General features: G+C 66.8%; 13 protein-coding genes. 10 read left to right on the top strand and 3 right to left on the bottom strand.

The window, feature by feature from the left end; genetic code table 11:
- Nucleotides 1-8: 8 nt before the first annotated feature.
- Nucleotides 9-752 (bottom strand): 16S rRNA (uracil(1498)-N(3))-methyltransferase, encoded by a 744-nt coding sequence (locus GGR48_RS02830; protein WP_183950367.1) that lies wholly within the window; start codon nt 750-752, stop codon nt 9-11.
- A gap of 77 nt (nt 753-829) precedes the next feature.
- On the opposite strand from GGR48_RS02830, the gene ppk2 reads away from it, so the two are divergent.
- The 3 genes from ppk2 to GGR48_RS02815 all read left to right on the top strand — a co-directional run bounded on the left by ppk2 (nt 830) and on the right by GGR48_RS02815 (nt 3,785).
- On the top strand, nt 830-1,585 hold the full coding sequence (ppk2, locus tag GGR48_RS02825; RefSeq protein WP_183950366.1) for a polyphosphate kinase 2: 756 nt from the start codon (nt 830-832) through the stop codon (nt 1,583-1,585).
- A gap of 80 nt (nt 1,586-1,665) precedes the next feature.
- Nucleotides 1,666-2,676 carry a glycosyltransferase gene (locus GGR48_RS02820; protein WP_183950365.1) on the top strand — a complete coding sequence of 337 codons (1,011 nt, stop codon included), beginning with the start codon at nt 1,666-1,668 and terminating at the stop codon, nt 2,674-2,676.
- A gap of 101 nt (nt 2,677-2,777) precedes the next feature.
- Entirely contained in the window at nt 2,778-3,785 is a 1,008-nt protein-coding gene (locus tag GGR48_RS02815) for a glycosyltransferase family 2 protein (RefSeq protein WP_183950364.1), read from the top strand.
- Here GGR48_RS02815 and GGR48_RS02810 read toward each other — a convergent pair.
- Complete coding sequence (locus tag GGR48_RS02810; protein WP_183950363.1) at nt 3,782-3,928, bottom strand: hypothetical protein; 147 nt, start codon at nt 3,926-3,928, stop codon at nt 3,782-3,784. The two genes, GGR48_RS02815 and GGR48_RS02810, sit on opposite strands and share 4 nt — an antisense overlap.
- Before the next feature lie 67 nt (nt 3,929-3,995).
- Nucleotides 3,996-5,045: a glycoside hydrolase family protein gene (locus GGR48_RS02805; RefSeq protein ID WP_183950362.1), complete on the bottom strand. Its 1,050-nt coding sequence runs from the start codon at nt 5,043-5,045 to the stop codon at nt 3,996-3,998.
- A 172-nt stretch (nt 5,046-5,217) separates the two neighbouring features.
- On the opposite strand from GGR48_RS02805, the gene ubiA reads away from it, so the two are divergent.
- The 7 genes from ubiA (at nt 5,218) to GGR48_RS02770 (ending at nt 16,738) form a co-directional block, all read left to right on the top strand.
- Nucleotides 5,218-6,126 (top strand): 4-hydroxybenzoate octaprenyltransferase, encoded by a 909-nt coding sequence (ubiA, locus tag GGR48_RS02800; protein ID WP_183950361.1) that lies wholly within the window; start codon nt 5,218-5,220, stop codon nt 6,124-6,126.
- A 200-nt stretch (nt 6,127-6,326) separates the two neighbouring features.
- Nucleotides 6,327-7,637 carry an Nramp family divalent metal transporter gene (locus GGR48_RS02795; RefSeq protein ID WP_183950360.1) on the top strand — a complete coding sequence of 437 codons (1,311 nt, stop codon included), beginning with the start codon at nt 6,327-6,329 and terminating at the stop codon, nt 7,635-7,637.
- Nucleotides 7,638-7,729: 92 nt separating this feature from the next.
- Nucleotides 7,730-10,162 (top strand): glycogen/starch/alpha-glucan phosphorylase, encoded by a 2,433-nt coding sequence (locus GGR48_RS02790; protein WP_183950359.1) that lies wholly within the window; start codon nt 7,730-7,732, stop codon nt 10,160-10,162.
- Nucleotides 10,159-12,312 carry a 1,4-alpha-glucan branching protein GlgB gene (gene glgB, locus GGR48_RS02785; protein ID WP_183950358.1) on the top strand — a complete coding sequence of 718 codons (2,154 nt, stop codon included), beginning with the start codon at nt 10,159-10,161 and terminating at the stop codon, nt 12,310-12,312. The genes GGR48_RS02790 and glgB overlap by 4 nt, the downstream gene beginning before the upstream one ends.
- 78 nt (nt 12,313-12,390) lie before the next feature.
- Nucleotides 12,391-13,653, top strand: coding sequence for a glucose-1-phosphate adenylyltransferase (glgC, locus tag GGR48_RS02780; protein WP_183950357.1), 1,263 nt, complete (start codon nt 12,391-12,393; stop codon nt 13,651-13,653).
- An 8-nt stretch (nt 13,654-13,661) separates the two neighbouring features.
- Nucleotides 13,662-15,116: a glycogen synthase GlgA gene (gene glgA / locus GGR48_RS02775; protein ID WP_183950356.1), complete on the top strand. Its 1,455-nt coding sequence runs from the start codon at nt 13,662-13,664 to the stop codon at nt 15,114-15,116.
- Nucleotides 15,113-16,738: an alpha-D-glucose phosphate-specific phosphoglucomutase gene (locus tag GGR48_RS02770; protein ID WP_183950355.1), complete on the top strand. Its 1,626-nt coding sequence runs from the start codon at nt 15,113-15,115 to the stop codon at nt 16,736-16,738. The genes glgA and GGR48_RS02770 overlap by 4 nt, the downstream gene beginning before the upstream one ends.
- The last annotated feature ends 18 nt before the right edge of the window (nt 16,739-16,756 follow it).

Genomic DNA, 16,756 nt, shown 5'->3' with positions numbered 1-16,756 from the left:
AGGCTGAATCAACACCAGTCGCCTACCGCCGCCATCCAGAGGGACACCGCCGCCGCCGCCGCCGTGTCGGCGCGCAGGATACGGGGGCCGAGACCGATGCCGATGGCGGACGGATGCGCGCGGATCGCCGCGCGTTCCTCGGCATCGAAGCCGCCCTCGGGGCCGATCAGGATCGCCGCCGGACCCTTGTGTGCCCGCATCGCCTCCAGCGCGGATACGCCGCCGGTTTCGTCGGCGAAGAACAGCGCACGGCCTTCGGGCCATTCCCGGAGCAGCGCGGCCAGCTTCACCGGCTCGGCGACCTCGGGCAGCGCGGTGCGGCCGCATTGCTCGGCCGCCTCGATCATATGGGCGCGCAGCCGCTCGGTATTGGGCTTGTCGACGACGGTGCGGCGGGTGACGACGGGGACCAGCCGCGCCACGCCCAGCTCGCACGCCTTTTCCGCCAGCCAGTCGACCCGGCCCTTCTTCAGCGGTGCCGCGCACAGCCACAGGTCGGGCACCGCCTCGCGCTCGCGCAAGAGCTGGGTGACGTCCAGCGTCAGGTCGCGCTTGCCGACCGAGGCCGCGACGCCCAGCCATTCGCCGGTGCGGTCGTCGAACAGCTTGACGGGATCGCCGACCTTGGTGCGCATCACCGACACCAGATAATGCGCGGCCGGGCCGTCGATGCGGATCGGCCCTTCGGCGAGCAGCTGGTCGACGAACAGGCGGGGCGTGGATTGCGGCGGCCAGGCGGGGGTAGCGGGCATGGGGTGCGCTTACACCGTGGGCGCGCATCATGCCACTTTTGCCGCGCCAGACGTTTCTTCGCGCAAAGGAGGTGACGATGGCGAAACATTATCAGGAGGAACTGGAAGCGCTGCAACTCGCGCTGGTCCGTACCCAGATGGCGATGGCGGGATCGGACGAGCGCGTCGTCATCGTGCTGGAAGGCCGCGACGGCGCCGGGAAAGACGGGACGATCAAACGGATCACCGAGCATCTCTCGGTCCGCGCCACGCGCGTCGTGGCGCTGCCCAAACCCTCCGACCGCGAACGCACACAGTGGTATTTCCAGCGCTATACCGCGCACCTGCCCGCCGCCGGGGAGATCGTGATCTTCAACCGCAGCTGGTACAATCGCGCCGGCGTCGAGGTCGTGATGGGCTTCTCCACCGCCACCGAGCAGGAAGCGTTCCTGCGCGACGCCCCCGATTTCGAGCGGATGCTGGTCGAAAGCGGCATCAGGCTGGTCAAGATCTGGCTCGACATCTCGAAGAAGGAACAGGCCGAGCGGCTGGAGGCTCGGCGGACCGATCCGCTCAAGGCGCTGAAGGTGTCGGACATGGACAAGGTCGCGCAGGCCAAATGGGCCGACTATTCGGCGGCGCGCGACACGATGCTGACCCGTACCCACACCCCCTTCGCGCCGTGGCATGTCGTGCGCGCCGACGATAAGAAGGACGCCCGCATCGCGATCATCCGCCACATCCTGCACCGCATCGCGCCCGCCGACATCGCCAAGGACGTGAAGGCCCCCGATCCCGACATCCTCTTCCCGTTCGACATGGCCGCGCTGGAGGACGGACGGCTGGCGAAATAGGGTTACGGTCCGGTTAGCCAAATCTTCACGGGGCGGATGATAGAGGGCGCGACAAGACCCTTTGTCGAGGATAGCGCCTGATGTTGCCCCCCGCCCCTCGGATCGCGGCCACGCTGATCGTCCGGAACGAGGCGCGCTGCCTCGCCCGCTGTCTGGAAAGCGTCGCGCCGTTCGTGGAAAGGATGGTGGTGCTCGATACCGGCTCGACCGACAGGACGGTCGCCATCGCCAAGGCCGCCGGGGCCGAGGTGCATCACCTGCCCTGGCCCGACGACTTCGCCGAGGCGCGCAACCACCTACTGGCCTGCGCCGATGCCGACTGGAACCTGATGCTCGACGCCGACGAGTGGATCAGCGACGGCGGCGAGCAGCTGCGCCGCTGGTGCGCCGGGCCGCCACGACTGGGGGCCGTTTGCATCGAGAATCAGGTGGACGGCAGCCCCGATCCCACGCGCAGCTGGATTCCGCGCCTTTTGCCGCGCGGTGCCTATTATCAGGGGCGCGTCCACGAACATGTCGTCTCCGCCCTGCCGATCGTCCGCACCCCGATCCATGTCGGGCATGACGGCTATCTCGCCGCGCAGAAGGCGAAGAAGATCGATCGCAACTATGAGCTGTTGCAGCGCGAACTCGCCGAGCAGCCGGACAATCCCTATCTGATGTTCCAGTTCGGCATGGAGGCGCAGGCACGGCGCGATCTGCCCACCGCCTGCGACTATCTGCAACGCGCGCTGGCGACCGCGCCGCGCGACGCCGGCTGGCGGCATCCACTGGTGACGAGCGCCATGACGCTGATGGCCCATATGGGTCGGCGCGACGAGGCGCTGGCGCTGGCCGATGCGGAGTTTCCGCACTGGCCGCACTCGCCCGACTATTTCTACGTGCTGGGCGACATATTGTTCGACCGGGCGCTGGCCGATCCGGCACAGGCGATCGACCATTGGCTGCCCTTGGCGCAGGGCGCGTGGGAACGCTGCCTCGCCATTGGCGAACGCCCCGATCTGGACGGCAGCGTCGCGGGGCGCGGCAGCTATCTGGCGCAGCAGAGCCTGGACATCGTCCGCTCCCAGCTGGCGACGCTGGCCGCCTGACCGCAGGATCGACCGCACATGCCCGCCAGTCGGTCGGGAACCCGCCGGCCGACATGCGGACCTTAGCGCGATCTTTACCATATCATGGCTCTATCCATGCCATGTCTGGACCATCATCGATCGCCGCGACCCTGATCGTTCGAAACGAGGCACGCTGCCTCGCCCGCTGCCTGACGAGCGTCGCGCCGTTCGTGGACAGGATGGTGGTGATCGATACCGGTTCGACCGACGACACCGTCGCCATCGCACGGGCCGCCGGGGCCGAGGTGCATCACCTGCCCTGGCCCGACGATTTCGCCGCCGCGCGCAATCATGCGCTGGCCTGTGCCGATGCCGACTGGAACCTCGTCATCGACGCCGACGAATGGATCATGGCCGGGGGCGAGGCGCTACGTGACTTCTGTGCCGGCCTGCCACGTCTGGGCCGAATCTGCGTCGAGAGCGATACGCAGGACGGGGCCAATACCGCGCGAAGCTGGATCACGCGGCTGTTGCCGCGCGGTGCCCGGTTCGAAGGCCGCGTCCATGAGCAGGTCGCCTCACCGCTGCCGAGGGTGCGCCTGCCCCTCCATGTCGGGCATGACGGCTATCGCGATGAACAGATCGCCGCGAAGCGCGACCGCAACCACATGCTGCTGCTGCGCGAACTCGCCGCGCTGCCGGACGATGCCTATCTCCTCTATCAGCTCGGCAAGGATGCCCAGATGCGCGCCGATCTGCCGGCGGCCTGCGACTATCTCGCACGCGCATTGGCGGCGACCCCGGTGGAGGCGAACTGGCGTCATGCGCTGGTCACCACCGCCATCCCCCTGATGTCGCAGGCGGGTCGGGTGCCGGATGCGTTGGCGCTGGCCGATGCGGAGTTCGGCCAATGGCCGGAATCGCCCGATTATTTCTTTGTCCTGGGGGACGTCCTGCTCGACCAGGCGATGGCCGATCCGGCCCAGGCGGTGGGGCACTGGCTCCCGCTGGCGGAGGCGGCGTGGGAACAATGCCTCACGATCGGCGAACGCCCGGAACTGGATGGCAGCGTCGCTGGACGTGGCAGCCATCTGGCACGGCATAATCTGGACGTCCTGCGCTCGCAGCTGAAGGCGCTCGCCGCCTAGCGCCGCCGTCGGATCAGCCACCACAAGGCGCCCAGCAGCACCAGCCCGAGCAGCGCGACGCCGCCGACCATCCCGGCGACGCGCAGGATCGCCCAGAACAGCGCCTCGACAAAGCGTCCGACCGCGACCGACAGGCCGATCATCGAAAAAGGGGCCGGCTGTCCATGGTCCGTCCCTAATAGCCAGCCGGAGTGCCGGACGCCACGGACCTCAGCGTAGCGGCGTGATCATCGCCCCGACGCTCTCGACGGGCAGCGACATCAGCGCGGCGGCAGAGTCGTCGATGCCATAGGACATGATCACCCGGCCGTCATGGACCGCCATCCCTGAGCAGAATTCGACGCCGCGCTTTTCGAAGAAGAACGGATCGGACAGCCCCGTCACCCGCCAGTCACGCGATATGCGGACGAAGCGATGCGGGTAGAAGGGACCGGCGGAAATGCTCGCCTTCAGCTGCCGGCAGGCCAGATGCGCGACGCAGAGCCAACCGTCCTCCCACGGGATCAGCTGCGACGATCCCGACCAGCCGACCAGCGGGCGGATCGGCCGGTCGGCCCGGTGAACCGGCGCCAGCGCGCCATCGGCGACCCGGTACACCTCCATCCGGTCCAGCCGGTAAAGCAGCATCAGGCGATCGCCGTCGACCGCCGGCATCCAGTTCTTTTCGCGGGCGCAGCCATGCGGCGAGGGCAGCGACAGCGACCGGCCGATCGCGCCGTGCACGACGGGCGCGATCGCCATGACGTTGCGGCTGCCGTTCCAGTTGGGCTTGCTGGCGCCTCGCGCATCGGGCGCGACCTGATCGGGACCCAGTCGGCACGCGCTCCACAGCCCGTAAAGCGTCCCGTTCCAGTCGAAGATGCGGGGATCTTCAAAGCCGTTGCGCGCGTCCGGTGAGGCCGCCTTGGCCTCCTCGTCCGCCAGCCGGACCGTCGAGCGCAGCGTCAGATCCTCGTCATAACCGAGCAGCCAATTGTCCGACGACAGGCATTCGATCCCGCCGGGCACGATATAGGCGCCGTCCGACAGCATCCGGTAATTGGGGCTGCGCACCATGACGGTCCAGGCGCCCTCGCCACGACCGCGCGTGCGCAGGATGCTGGGGTTGCACAGCCGCTCGACGCCTTCGATCCGAACCGGTGTGTGACGGGCGTCGGACCGGTCGATCAGGCGCCGGGCACGCAACACGATCGACGCCTCCGCCATCTGCCCGAGCCGGAAGCGGCCATGCCGCGCTATTCGCTGGATCAACCCCTGCATCATCGTTCCCCACCGTCACGGCCCATCATCTGGCAGCGGGGCCTAGCGCATCGGTGATCGCCGGCGCAGCGGCTTTGTCACGGCTATGCGGCGCGATTGACCAGGGTTGATACACCTGTCGCCCGGTCCATACCCCCTTGCATGGCGGCACCCGCCCCCATAGGCCCGCGCCATGACGATCGAGATCGTACCCGATAGCGAGCATAAGGGACTGGTCGGGCGGCTGCCGCCCCGGTGGCGCGGGCTGGCGCTGCTGGCGCGGCTGGATCGGCCGATCGGCTGGTGGCTGCTGTTCTGGCCCGGCGTCTGGGCGATCGCGCTGGCCGGCGGGCTGCCCGAGCGCTGGCCGCTGGTCCTGTGGTTCCTGCTCGGGTCGATCGCGATGCGCGGTGCGGGCTGCGTGTTCAACGACATCGTCGACCGCGATCTGGATGCCAAGGTCGCGCGGACACGGGCGCGGCCGATCCCCTCGGGGCTGGTCTCGGTGAAGCTGGCCGCGATCTGGCTGGTCGCGCTGTGCCTGATCGGCCTGATCGTGCTGGTACAGCTGCGCCCGCTCGCCGCGATCGTCGCGGTGGCCAGCCTGGCGCCCGTCGCGGCCTATCCGTTCATGAAGCGGATCACCTGGTGGCCGCAGGCCTGGCTGGGCATGGTGTTCAGCTGGGCAGCGCTGGTCGGCTGGGCCGAGGTAGCGGGAGAACTCTCCGCATCGCTCTGGCTGCTCTATGCCGGGTCGATCGCCTGGGTGATCGGCTATGACACCATCTATGCGCTGCAGGACCGCGAGGACGATGCACTGATCGGCGTGCGCTCCTCGGCGCTGCGCATGGGGGCGCATGTGAAGCCGGGCGTGGGCGCGTTCTACCTGGCGGCGATATTGTGCTGGGCGGGGGCGATCTGGCTGGTGCGACCGGATGTGCTGGCGGTTCTGGCGCTGGTGCCGGTGGCATTGCATTTGGCGTGGCAGGCGATCACGCTGCGGCCGGAGGACGGCGCGGGCGCCCTGTACCGGTTCCGGTCGAACCGTTTTGCCGGGTTGCTGATGGCGCTGGCCTGCGCGGTGGTGGGGTCTTCTCTCTAATTCCTCCCCTGTAAGGGGAGGTGGCAGGCTGAAGGCCTGACGGAGGGGTGTCCCCCCTATCGAGAGCGCGACACCCTTCCGACGCGCTACGCGCGCCACCTCCCCTTGCAGGGGAGGAATTGAGAACCCTCGCCAAACAGCTCCCCACAACGCATTGGCGGGTTGTCGCCTAGCCCAAACTCCGCCACACCTCGCGGTCGATGACCGTAGCCACGCCCGCCACCCGCTCGCTTGCCGAAAGCCATCGTTCGATCGCCATTCCGGAGGGCGCGTCCTTCCTGCGGCGATTGTTCGCCTTTGCCGGACCCGGCTATCTGGTCGCGGTCGGCTATATGGACCCCGGCAACTGGGCGACCGACATCGCGGGCGGTTCGGCCTATGGCTATGCGCTGTTGTCGGTCATCCTGTTGTCCAACATCATGGCGATGATCCTGCAAGCGCTGTCGGCGCGGCTGGGCATCGCCGCCGGACTGGACCTGGCGCAGGCATGCCGGGCGGCCTATTCCAAGCCCGTCTCGCGCATTCTCTGGCTGCTCTGCGAGATCGCGATCATCGCCTGCGACCTGGCCGAGGTGCTGGGCACCGCCATCGCGCTGCAACTGCTGTTCGACCTGCCGCTGGTCTGGGGCGTGCTGATCACCGGGTTCGACGTCTTCCTGATCCTCGCGCTCCAGCATTACGGGTTCAGGAAGGTCGAGGCGTTCATCATCGCGCTCCTCCTCATCATCGGCGGCTGTTTCCTTTATGAGCTGATTGCCTCGCGCCCTGATCCGGGCGCGGTGATGGCGGGGTTCATCCCGACGACGCGCATCGTGACCGATCCGGCGATGCTCTACATCGCGATCGGCATCCTTGGTGCCACCGTGATGCCGCACAATCTCTACCTCCACTCCTCGGTGGTGCAGACCCGCGCCTTCGACGAGTCCGAGAACGGCAAACGCGATGCGATCAAGATGGCGACGATCGACAGCACGGTCGCGCTGTTCTTCGCCTTCTTCATCAACGCCGCGATCCTGATCGTCGCCGCTGCCACCTTCCATGTCGCGGGGCGCACCGATGTGGCGGAGATCGACCAGGCCTACCGCCTGCTCGCCCCGATGCTGGGCGCGGGCGCGGCGAGCGTGGTATTCGGCGTGGCGCTGCTCGCCTCGGGGCAGAACTCGACCGTCACGGGGACGCTGGCGGGACAGATCGTGATGGAGGGCTTTCTCGACCTGCGGCTCGCGCCATGGCTGCGGCGGCTGATCACCCGCGGCCTCGCCATCATCCCCGCCGTGCTGGTCGTCGGCGCCAGCGGTCAGGCGGGCGCGACCAAGCTGCTGGTCCTCAGCCAGGTGATCCTCAGTCTCCAGCTTCCCTTCGCGGTGGTGCCGCTGGTCCGCTTCACCGCGAACAAAGGGATGATGGGGCCGTTCGCGAGCCCCGTCTGGTTGCGGATATTAGCCTGGATCATTGCGGCCATCATCATCGGGCTTAATCTGACGCTGCTATGGGGCCTGGCGACGGGCTGATCGCTTTTCGCAATTGCGAAGGAATGCCGCGTGACTTCACCCCTTACGCGGCTAAGCTGGGCGCGACTGGACCGACAGGGACGCCCGAATCAATGACGACGACCATCACCACTCTGCACGTCGACGACACCGGCCCTCTGGCCGACGCGATCGTCGACACGCTGGTGCACCGGATTGGCAAGGATGCCGCCAATGCGCGACCGCACGACTGGCTGGCCGCGACCATCCTGACCGTCCGCAACGACATCATCGAACGCTGGATGGCCTCCACCCGCGAAGCCCATGCGGCGGGCGCCAAGCGCGTCTATTATCTCAGCCTGGAATTCCTGATCGGCCGGCTGCTGCGCGACGCGCTGTCGAACATGGGCGTCATGGCGCAGGTGGCGGGCGCGCTCCAGACGCTGGGCGTCGATCTCGCCGATCTGGAGGAGATCGAACCCGACGCGGCACTGGGCAATGGCGGCCTGGGACGGCTGGCGGCGTGCTTCATGGAGAGCCTCGCCAGCCTCGACCTGCCCGCCTACGGTTACGGCATCCGCTATGTGAACGGCATGTTCCGCCAGCGGATCGACGATGGCTGGCAGGTCGAGCTGCCCGAAACCTGGCTGAGCCACGGCAATCCCTGGGAGTTCGAGCGTCGCGAGAGCGCCTATTTCGTCGGCTTCGGCGGCGAGGTGGTGGGCACCGAGACGGGTGCGGTCCACTGGAAACCCGCCGAGGCGATCGAGGCGATCGCGGTCGACACCCCCGTCGTCGGCTGGCGCGGCAAGCGGGTCAACACGCTGCGCCTCTGGACCGCGCAGGCGATCGATCCCATCCGGCTCGATCGCTTCAACGCGGGCGACTATACCGGCGCGCTCGCCGGACAGCTGGCGGCCGAGACGCTGGTCCGCGTCCTCTACCCATCCGACAGTTCGCCGGCGGGTCAGGAACTGCGGCTGCGGCAGGAATATTTCTTCTCCTCCGCCTCGATCCAGGACATCGTCCGCCGGCACATCCAGTATTTCCACGACATCCGCACGCTTCCCGACAAGGCCGCGATCCAGCTGAACGACACCCACCCGGCGGTGTCGGTCGCCGAGCTGATGCACCTGCTGGTCGATCATCACGATCTGGGCTTCGAACAGGCGTGGGACATCACCCGGCGCACCTTCGGCTATACCAATCACACGCTGCTGCCCGAGGCACTGGAAAGCTGGCCGCTGCATCTGTTCGAGCGGTTGCTGCCGCGTCACATGCAACTGATCTATGCGATCAACGCCAAGCTGCTGCGTGAGGCGCGAGCGGTCGAAGGGATGGACGACCGCGCCATCGCCGCGATCAGCCTGATCGACGAGGGCGGCGAGCGGCGGGTGCGCATGGCGAACCTGGCCTTTGCGGGCAGCCACAGCGTCAACGGCGTGGCGGCGCTCCACACCGAACTCATGAAGCAGACGGTCTTCGCCGACCTGCATCACCTCTATCCGACGCGGATCAACAACAAGACCAACGGCATCACCCCGCGCCGCTGGCTGCGGCAATGCAATCCGCAACTGACCGCGCTGATCCGCGAGGCGATCGGGCCGGGATTCGAGGATGACGCGGAAAAATTGATAGCGCTCACGGAATTTGCGCAGGACGCGAATTTCCGGGAACGCTTTCTCAGCATCAAACGTTCCAACAAGGTGGGGCTGGCAAATTATCTTAGAGAGTCGACCGGGTTGCGCGTGGACCCCGATGCGCTGTTCGACGTCCAGATCAAGCGCATCCACGAATATAAGCGCCAGCTGCTCAACATCATCGAGACGGTGGCGCTGTACGACCAGATCCGCAGCCATCCCGAGCGCGACTGGACGCCGCGCGTCAAGCTGTTCGCCGGCAAGGCGGCGTCGAGTTATCACAATGCCAAGCTGGTCATCAAACTGGCCAATGACGTCGCGCGCCGCGTCAATTCGGACCCGAGCGTCGGCCATCTGCTGAAAGTCGGCTTCGTCCCCAATTACAATGTCAGCCTGGCCGAGAAGATCATCCCCGCCGCCGATCTGTCCGAACAGATTTCGACCGCGGGCATGGAGGCGTCGGGCACCGGCAACATGAAGTTCGCGCTGAACGGCGCTCTCACCATCGGCACGCTCGACGGCGCCAATGTCGAGATCAAGGAGCATGTCGGTGACGAGCATATCGTCATCTTCGGCCTGACCGCCGACGAGGTCGCCGCCAAGCGCCGCGACGGTTACAACCCGCGCGCGGTGATCGAGGGTAGCCCGGAGCTGCGCCAGGCCGTCTCGGCCATCGCTTCGGGCGTGTTTTCGCCCGACGATCCCGGCCGCTACGCGGGCCTCATGGGCGGACTGTATGACGGCGACTGGTTCATGGTTGCCGCCGATTTCGATGCCTATGCCGCCGCGCAGCGCCAGGTCGACACCCGCTGGCAGGACCAGGCGGGTTGGGCGACCTCGGCCATCCACAATGTCGCGAAAGTCGGATGGTTCTCCTCCGATCGCACCATCCGGCAATATGCCGAGGAAATCTGGAACGTGATGTGAAGCCACCCCGTGCCGCTCTGGATGCCCTGATCGAGGGCCGCAACGCCGATCCCTTCGCGTTGCTGGGACCTCATGAAGGACCGGGCGGCACGTTCCTGCGGGCGCTGGTGCCGGGCGCGGAGGCGGTCACCGCCTTCGACCTGTCCGGCCTGGCGCTGGGCGAATTGGAAAGCGTCGACCCGCGCGGCCTGTTCGAGGGCGTGATCGAGGGCCCGGTCCAGCCGGTGAAATACCGCGCGCGCGGGCACGGGGCGGAATGGTGGATCACCGACCCCTACAGCTTCGGCCCCGTGCTCGGGCCCCTCGACGACTTCCTGATGGGTGAAGGCAATCACTTCCGCCTCTATGACAAGATGGGCGCGCATCTGATCGCGCATCAGGGTGTCGCGGGCGTGCACTTCGCCGTCTGGGCCCCCAATGCCGAGCGGGTGGCGGTCGTCGGCGACTTCAACGACTGGAACCCCGGTCGCCACGTCATGCGCCGTCGCCTGGATGTCGGCGTCTGGGAAATCTTCATTCCCGACATCGGCGAGGGCCGCGCCTACAAGTTCGCGATCACCGGCCCCCATGGCGCGGATCAGCCGATGAAGGCCGATCCCTTCGCCTTCGCCGCCGAGCTTCGCCCCAAGACCGCGTCGATCACCACTGCGCCGCCCCAGCATGTCTGGCAGGATGCGCCCCACCGCGAGCATTGGGCGGGCGTCGATCCGCGCCGCGTGCCGATCAGCATCTACGAGGTCCATGCCGGGTCGTGGGATCGCGACGAGAATGGCTGGTATCTCAGCTGGGATGCGCTCGCCGACCGGCTGATCCCTTACGTCGTCGAGATGGGCTTCACCCATATCGAATTCCTGCCCATTTCCGAACACCCTTACGACCCCAGCTGGGGCTATCAGACGACCGGACTCTATGCGCCGTCCGCGCGGTTCGGCGATGTCGAGGGCTTTTCGCGTTTCGTCGACGGCGCGCACCGCGCCGGGATCGGCGTGATCCTCGACTGGGTGCCCGCGCACTTTCCTACCGACGCGCATGGCCTGTCGCATTTCGACGGCACCGCGCTCTACGAGCATGAGGACCCGCGCCAGGGTTTCCACCCCGACTGGAACACCGCCATCTATAATTTCGGGCGGCGCGAGGTCGCGAGCTTCCTGGTCAACAACGCGCTGTTCTGGCCCGAGCGTTATCATATCGACGGGCTGCGCGTGGATGCCGTCGCCTCGATGCTCTACCGCGATTACAGCCGCAAGGACGGTGAGTGGGTGCCCAACGAACAGGGCGGGCGCGAGAATTGGGAAGCGGTCGAGTTCCTCCGCCAGGTCAACCGGCAGGTGTACGGCCAGCATCCCGGCGTCTTCACCGTCGCCGAGGAATCCACCGCTTGGCCCGGCGTCTCCGCTCCCGCGCATGACGGCGGGCTGGGCTTCGGGTTCAAGTGGAACATGGGCTTCATGCACGACACGCTCCAGTACATGGCGCGCGAGCCGGTGCATCGGCGGCACCATCATGGCGAGATCCTGTTCGGCCTCCACTATGCCTTCGACGAGAATTTTGTCCTGCCGCTCAGCCATGACGAGGTCGTCCACGGCAAGGGCAGCCTGCTGACCAAGATGGCGGGCGACGACTGGCAGAAATTCGCCAACTTACGCGCCTATTACGCCTTCATGTGGGCCTATCCGGGCAAGAAGCTGCTCTTCATGGGCCAGGAATTCGCCCAGCGCGAGGAATGGTCGGAGGATCGCCCGCTCGACTGGCATCTGCGGTGCAGCCATTCGCATGAAGGCGTCCGCTCGCTGGTCCGCGACCTGAACCATCTCTACCGCGACACACCCGCGCTCCATGCCCGCGACTGCGAGCGCGAGGGGTTCGAATGGCTGGTCGCCGACGACAGCGCGCAGTCGGTCTTCGCCTGGCTGCGCAAGGCACCGGGCGAGAAGCCGGTCGCGGTGATCGCCAACATGACCCCTGTCGCCCGCGCCCCCTATCGCCTGCCCCTGCCGCAGGACGGCCGCTGGACCGAGGTGCTGAACTCCGACGCGACCCAATATTGGGGATCGGGGCTGGGCAATATGGGCGGCGTCGATGCGCATGACGGTGCCGCCTGGGTCACGCTGCCACCGCTGGCGACCGTCATCCTGCGCTTCGATGGTTGATCCAGGTTCACGACTTTAGCCGAATACCAACGCCCTGAATGCGCGTTGCGACACTGACAGAAGAATGGGAGACGGACGATGGACCTGAGGCGCGGACAACCGCTGGCGCGCGATGCCATGGCCTATGTGCTGGCGGGCGGCCGTGGCAGCCGGCTGATGGAACTGACCGACACCCGCGCCAAGCCCGCCGTCTATTTCGGCGGCAAGGCGCGGATCATCGACTTCGCTCTGTCCAACGCGATCAATTCGGGCATCCGCCGCATCGGCGTGGCGACCCAGTACAAGGCGCATTCGCTGATCCGTCACCTCCAGCGCGGTTGGAACTTCCTGCGCGACGAACGCAACGAGAGCTTCGACATCCTCCCCGCCAGCCAGCGCATCAGCGAGTTCCAATGGTATGAGGGCACCGCCGACGCGGTGTTCCAGAATATCGACATCATCGAAAGCTATGCGCCCGAATTCATGGTCATCCTGGCGGGCGACCATGTCTACAAGATGGATTATGAGCTGATGCTCCAGCAGCATTGCGACAGCGGCGCCGACGTCACCGTCGCCTGTCTGGAGGTCAGCCGCGAAGAGGCCAGCGCGTTCGGCGTGATGCATGTCGACGAAACCGACCGCATCGTCGATTTCGTCGAAAAGCCCGCCGATCCGCCCTCCCTCCCCGGCAATCCGGGCGTGTCGCTGGCGTCGCTGGGCATCTATGTCTTCCGCACCGCCTTCCTGTTCGAGCAGCTGCGCCGGGATGCCGCGACGCCGGGCTCCGCCCGTGACTTCGGCAAGGACATCATCCCCTATCTGGTCGAACACGGCAAAGCGCAGGCGCACCGCTTCTCCGCCTCCTGCGTCCGCTCGCATGACGAGCCGGGCGCGTATTGGCGCGATGTCGGCACGGTCGACGCCTATTGGGAGGCCAGCCTCGATCTGACCGATGTGGTGCCGCAGCTCGATCTGTACGACCGCAGCTGGCCGCTCTGGACCTATGCCGAGATCACCCCGCCCGCCAAGTTCGTCCATGACATCGATGGCCGGCGCGGGTCGGCGGTCGCCAGCCTGGTCGCGGGCGACTGCATCGTGTCGGGATCGTCGATCCACCGCTCGCTGCTGTCGACCGGCGTTCGCACCCACAGCTTCGCGATGCTCGACGAGGCGGTGGTCCTGCCCTTCTGCCATATCGGGCGCGGCGCGCGGCTGCGGCGCGTGATCCTCGATCGCGGCGTCAAGATCCCAGACGGTCTGGTGGTCGGCGACGATCCGGTGCTCGACGGCCACCGTTTCCGCCGCACCGACAAGGGCATCTGCCTGATCACCCAGCCGATGATCGACCGTCTGGCCAACTGAAAGTCCCCATGACCCTTTCCGTCCTGTCGGTCGCCTCGGAGGCGTTTCCGCTCATCAAGACCGGCGGTCTGGCCGATGTCGTCGGCGCGCTGCCCGAGGCCCTGGCGCCGCACGACATCGCCGTCACCACGCTGATCCCCGGTTATCCGAAGGTCATGCGCGCGATCGGCGAGGATGCACCCCGCGTCCATCACTGGACGCACATCATCGGCACCGACGCCTGGTTGCGCGAGGCCATGATCGGCACCCACCGGCTACTGGTCATCGACGCGCCGCAGCTTTGGGAGCGAGACGGGCTGCCCTATGTCGATGCGGACGGGAACGACTGGCATGACAATTGGCGGCGCTTCGCGGTGCTGGCGCGCGCGGGCGCGGACCTCGCCTCGGGCGCGGTGCCGGGCTACGACTTCGACCTGCTCCACGCGCATGACTGGCAGGCGGCCCTCGCCCCCGCCTTTCTCCATTACGCCCCCGGCCCCGGCAAGGTTGCCAAGAGCATCGTCACCATCCACAATATCGCCTTCCAGGGCTCGTTCGCGGCGCACCATTTCCCCGATCTGGGCCTGCCGCCCGAGGCATGGTCGGTCGACGGCGTCGAATATTATGGCCAGATCGGCTATCTGAAGGCGGGCCTGCGCACGGCGGATGCGATCACCACGGTCAGCCCGACCTATTCCGAGGAAATCCACCGGGTGCAGTATGGCATGGGCCTCGAAGGCCTGATCGCCGCGCGCGCCGAATGCGTCAGCGGCATCGTCAACGGCATCGACCCCGCCATCTGGAGCCCCAAGGCCGATGCCGCGCTGCCCGCGCCCTTCACCGTCGAGACGCTCGACGATCGCATCGCCAACAAACGCGCAGTCGAGACGGCGTTCGGGCTGGACACAGACGACAGCCCGATCTTCACCGTCATCAGCCGCCTGACCTGGCAAAAGGGCATGGACGTGCTGGTCGAGGTGATCGACGACCTTGTGGCGATGGGCGGGCGGCTGGTGGTGCTGGGCACCGGTGACCCGGCGCTGGAGATCGCCTTCGCCACCGCTGCGCTGCGCCATCCGGGGCGCGTCGCGGTGCGGATCGGCTATGACGAGCCGGTCTCGCATCTGCTGCAGGGCGGCTGCGATGCGATCGTCATCCCCTCACGGTTCGAGCCGTGCGGGCTGACCCAGCTCTACGCGCTGGCCTATGGCTGCGTGCCCGTGGTCGCGCGCACCGGCGGGCTGGCGGATACGATCATCGACGCCAACGAGGCCGCATTGGCGACCGGCGTCGCGACCGGGCTTCAGTTCGACAATGTCACCGCCGACAACATCGTCGCGGTGCTGCGTCGCACTATGAGACTGTACGCCGATCAAGACCAATGGCGTACCATTCAGGTGAATGGCATGAATGCCGACTATAGCTGGCACCATAGCGGCCGCCACTATGCCGAACTCTATCGTTCCGTCCTGGGGGACCAATGATCAAGACCGTCGCGACCACGCCCTATCTCGACCAGAAGCCCGGCACCTCGGGCCTGCGCAAGAAGGTCCGCGTCTTCCAACAGCCCAACTATGCCGAGAATTTCGTGCAATCGGTGTTCGACGCGCTGGGTGACGAAAAGACGGGCCAGACGCTGGTGATCGGTGGCGACGGTCGCTTCCTGAACCGCGAAGTGATCCAGGTCGCGATTCGCATGGCCGCCGCCAATGGCTTCGCCCGCGTCGTGGTGGGTCAGGGCGGCATCCTGTCGACCCCGGCGGCGAGCAACGTGATCCGTCAGAGGAAAGCCTTGGGCGGCCTGGTCCTGTCGGCCAGCCACAATCCGGGCGGCCCGGACGAAGATTTCGGCATCAAGTACAATATCGCCAATGGCGGACCTGCGCCGGAGAAGGTGACCGACGCGATCCACGCCAACACCAAGTCGATCAGCCGCTGGCTGACCGTCGAGGCTGATGACATCGACCTCGATACGCTGGGCGAGGTGACGGTGGGCGACATGACGGTCGAGGTGATCGACCCGGTTGCCGACTATGCCGCGCTGATGGAAAGCCTGTTCGACTTCGCTGCGATCCGTCGCGCGGTCGAGGGTGGCTTCACCATGTCGTTCGACGCCATGAGCGCGGTGACCGGCCCCTATGCGACCGAAATCCTGGAAAAGCGCCTCGGCTTTGCGCCCGACACCGTCAAGAACGGCACGCCGCTTCCCGATTTCGGCGGGCATCACCCCGACCCCAATCTGGTCCACGCCAAGGAATTGTACGACCGGATGATGGCCCCGGACGCGCCCGATTTCGGCGCGGCGTCGGACGGGGACGGTGACCGCAACCTCATCATCGGGCGTGGGCGCTTCATCACGCCCTCGGACAGCCTGGCGATGCTGGCGGCCAACGCGCATCTGTCGCCCGCCTATGCCGGTGGCCTCAAGGGTATCGCGCGCTCCATGCCGACCAGCGCCGCCGCCGACCGCGTGGCTGAGAAGTTGGGCATCCCCGCCTACGAGACCCCAACCGGCTGGAAGTTCTTCGGTAACCTGCTCGACGCCGGCATGGCGACGATCTGCGGCGAGGAGAGCGCGGGAACCGGTTCGGACCATGTGCGCGAGAAGGACGGGCTGTGGGCGGTGTTGCTCTGGCTCAACATCCTCGCCGCTTTGGGCAAGTCGGTCGACCAGATCGCCCGCGATCACTGGGCGACCTATGGCCGCAATTACTATGCGCGCCATGACTATGAGGGCGTCGAGAGCGAACGCGCCGATGCACTGATGGCCGATCTGCGCGCCAAACTGCCGACCCTGCCGGGCGAGACGTTCGCCGGGCTGACGGTCGAGACGGCGGACGACTTCGCCTATACCGACCCGACCGACCAGTCGGTCAGCCGCAACCAGGGCATCCGCGTGCTGTTCCAGGGCGGCAGCCGCGTCGTATTCCGCCTGTCGGGCACCGGCACCAGCGGCGCGACCCTGCGCGTCTATCTGGAGCGGTATTCGGCCGACCAACTCGACCGCGAGACGCCCGAGATGCTCGCGGACATCATCCAGGCGGCCGACGAAATCGCCGGGATCACCCGGCATACCGGCCGCACCGAACCCGATGTGGTGACGTAAGGCCTCTATGATTCCTCC

Origin of the sequence: Sphingomonas pseudosanguinis (assembly GCF_014196255.1) — a bacterium.
Lineage (GTDB): Bacteria > Pseudomonadota > Alphaproteobacteria > Sphingomonadales > Sphingomonadaceae > Sphingomonas > Sphingomonas pseudosanguinis.
The sequence above is the reverse complement of the archived record's forward strand: the minus strand, read 5'-3'. Positions and strand labels throughout refer to the sequence as shown.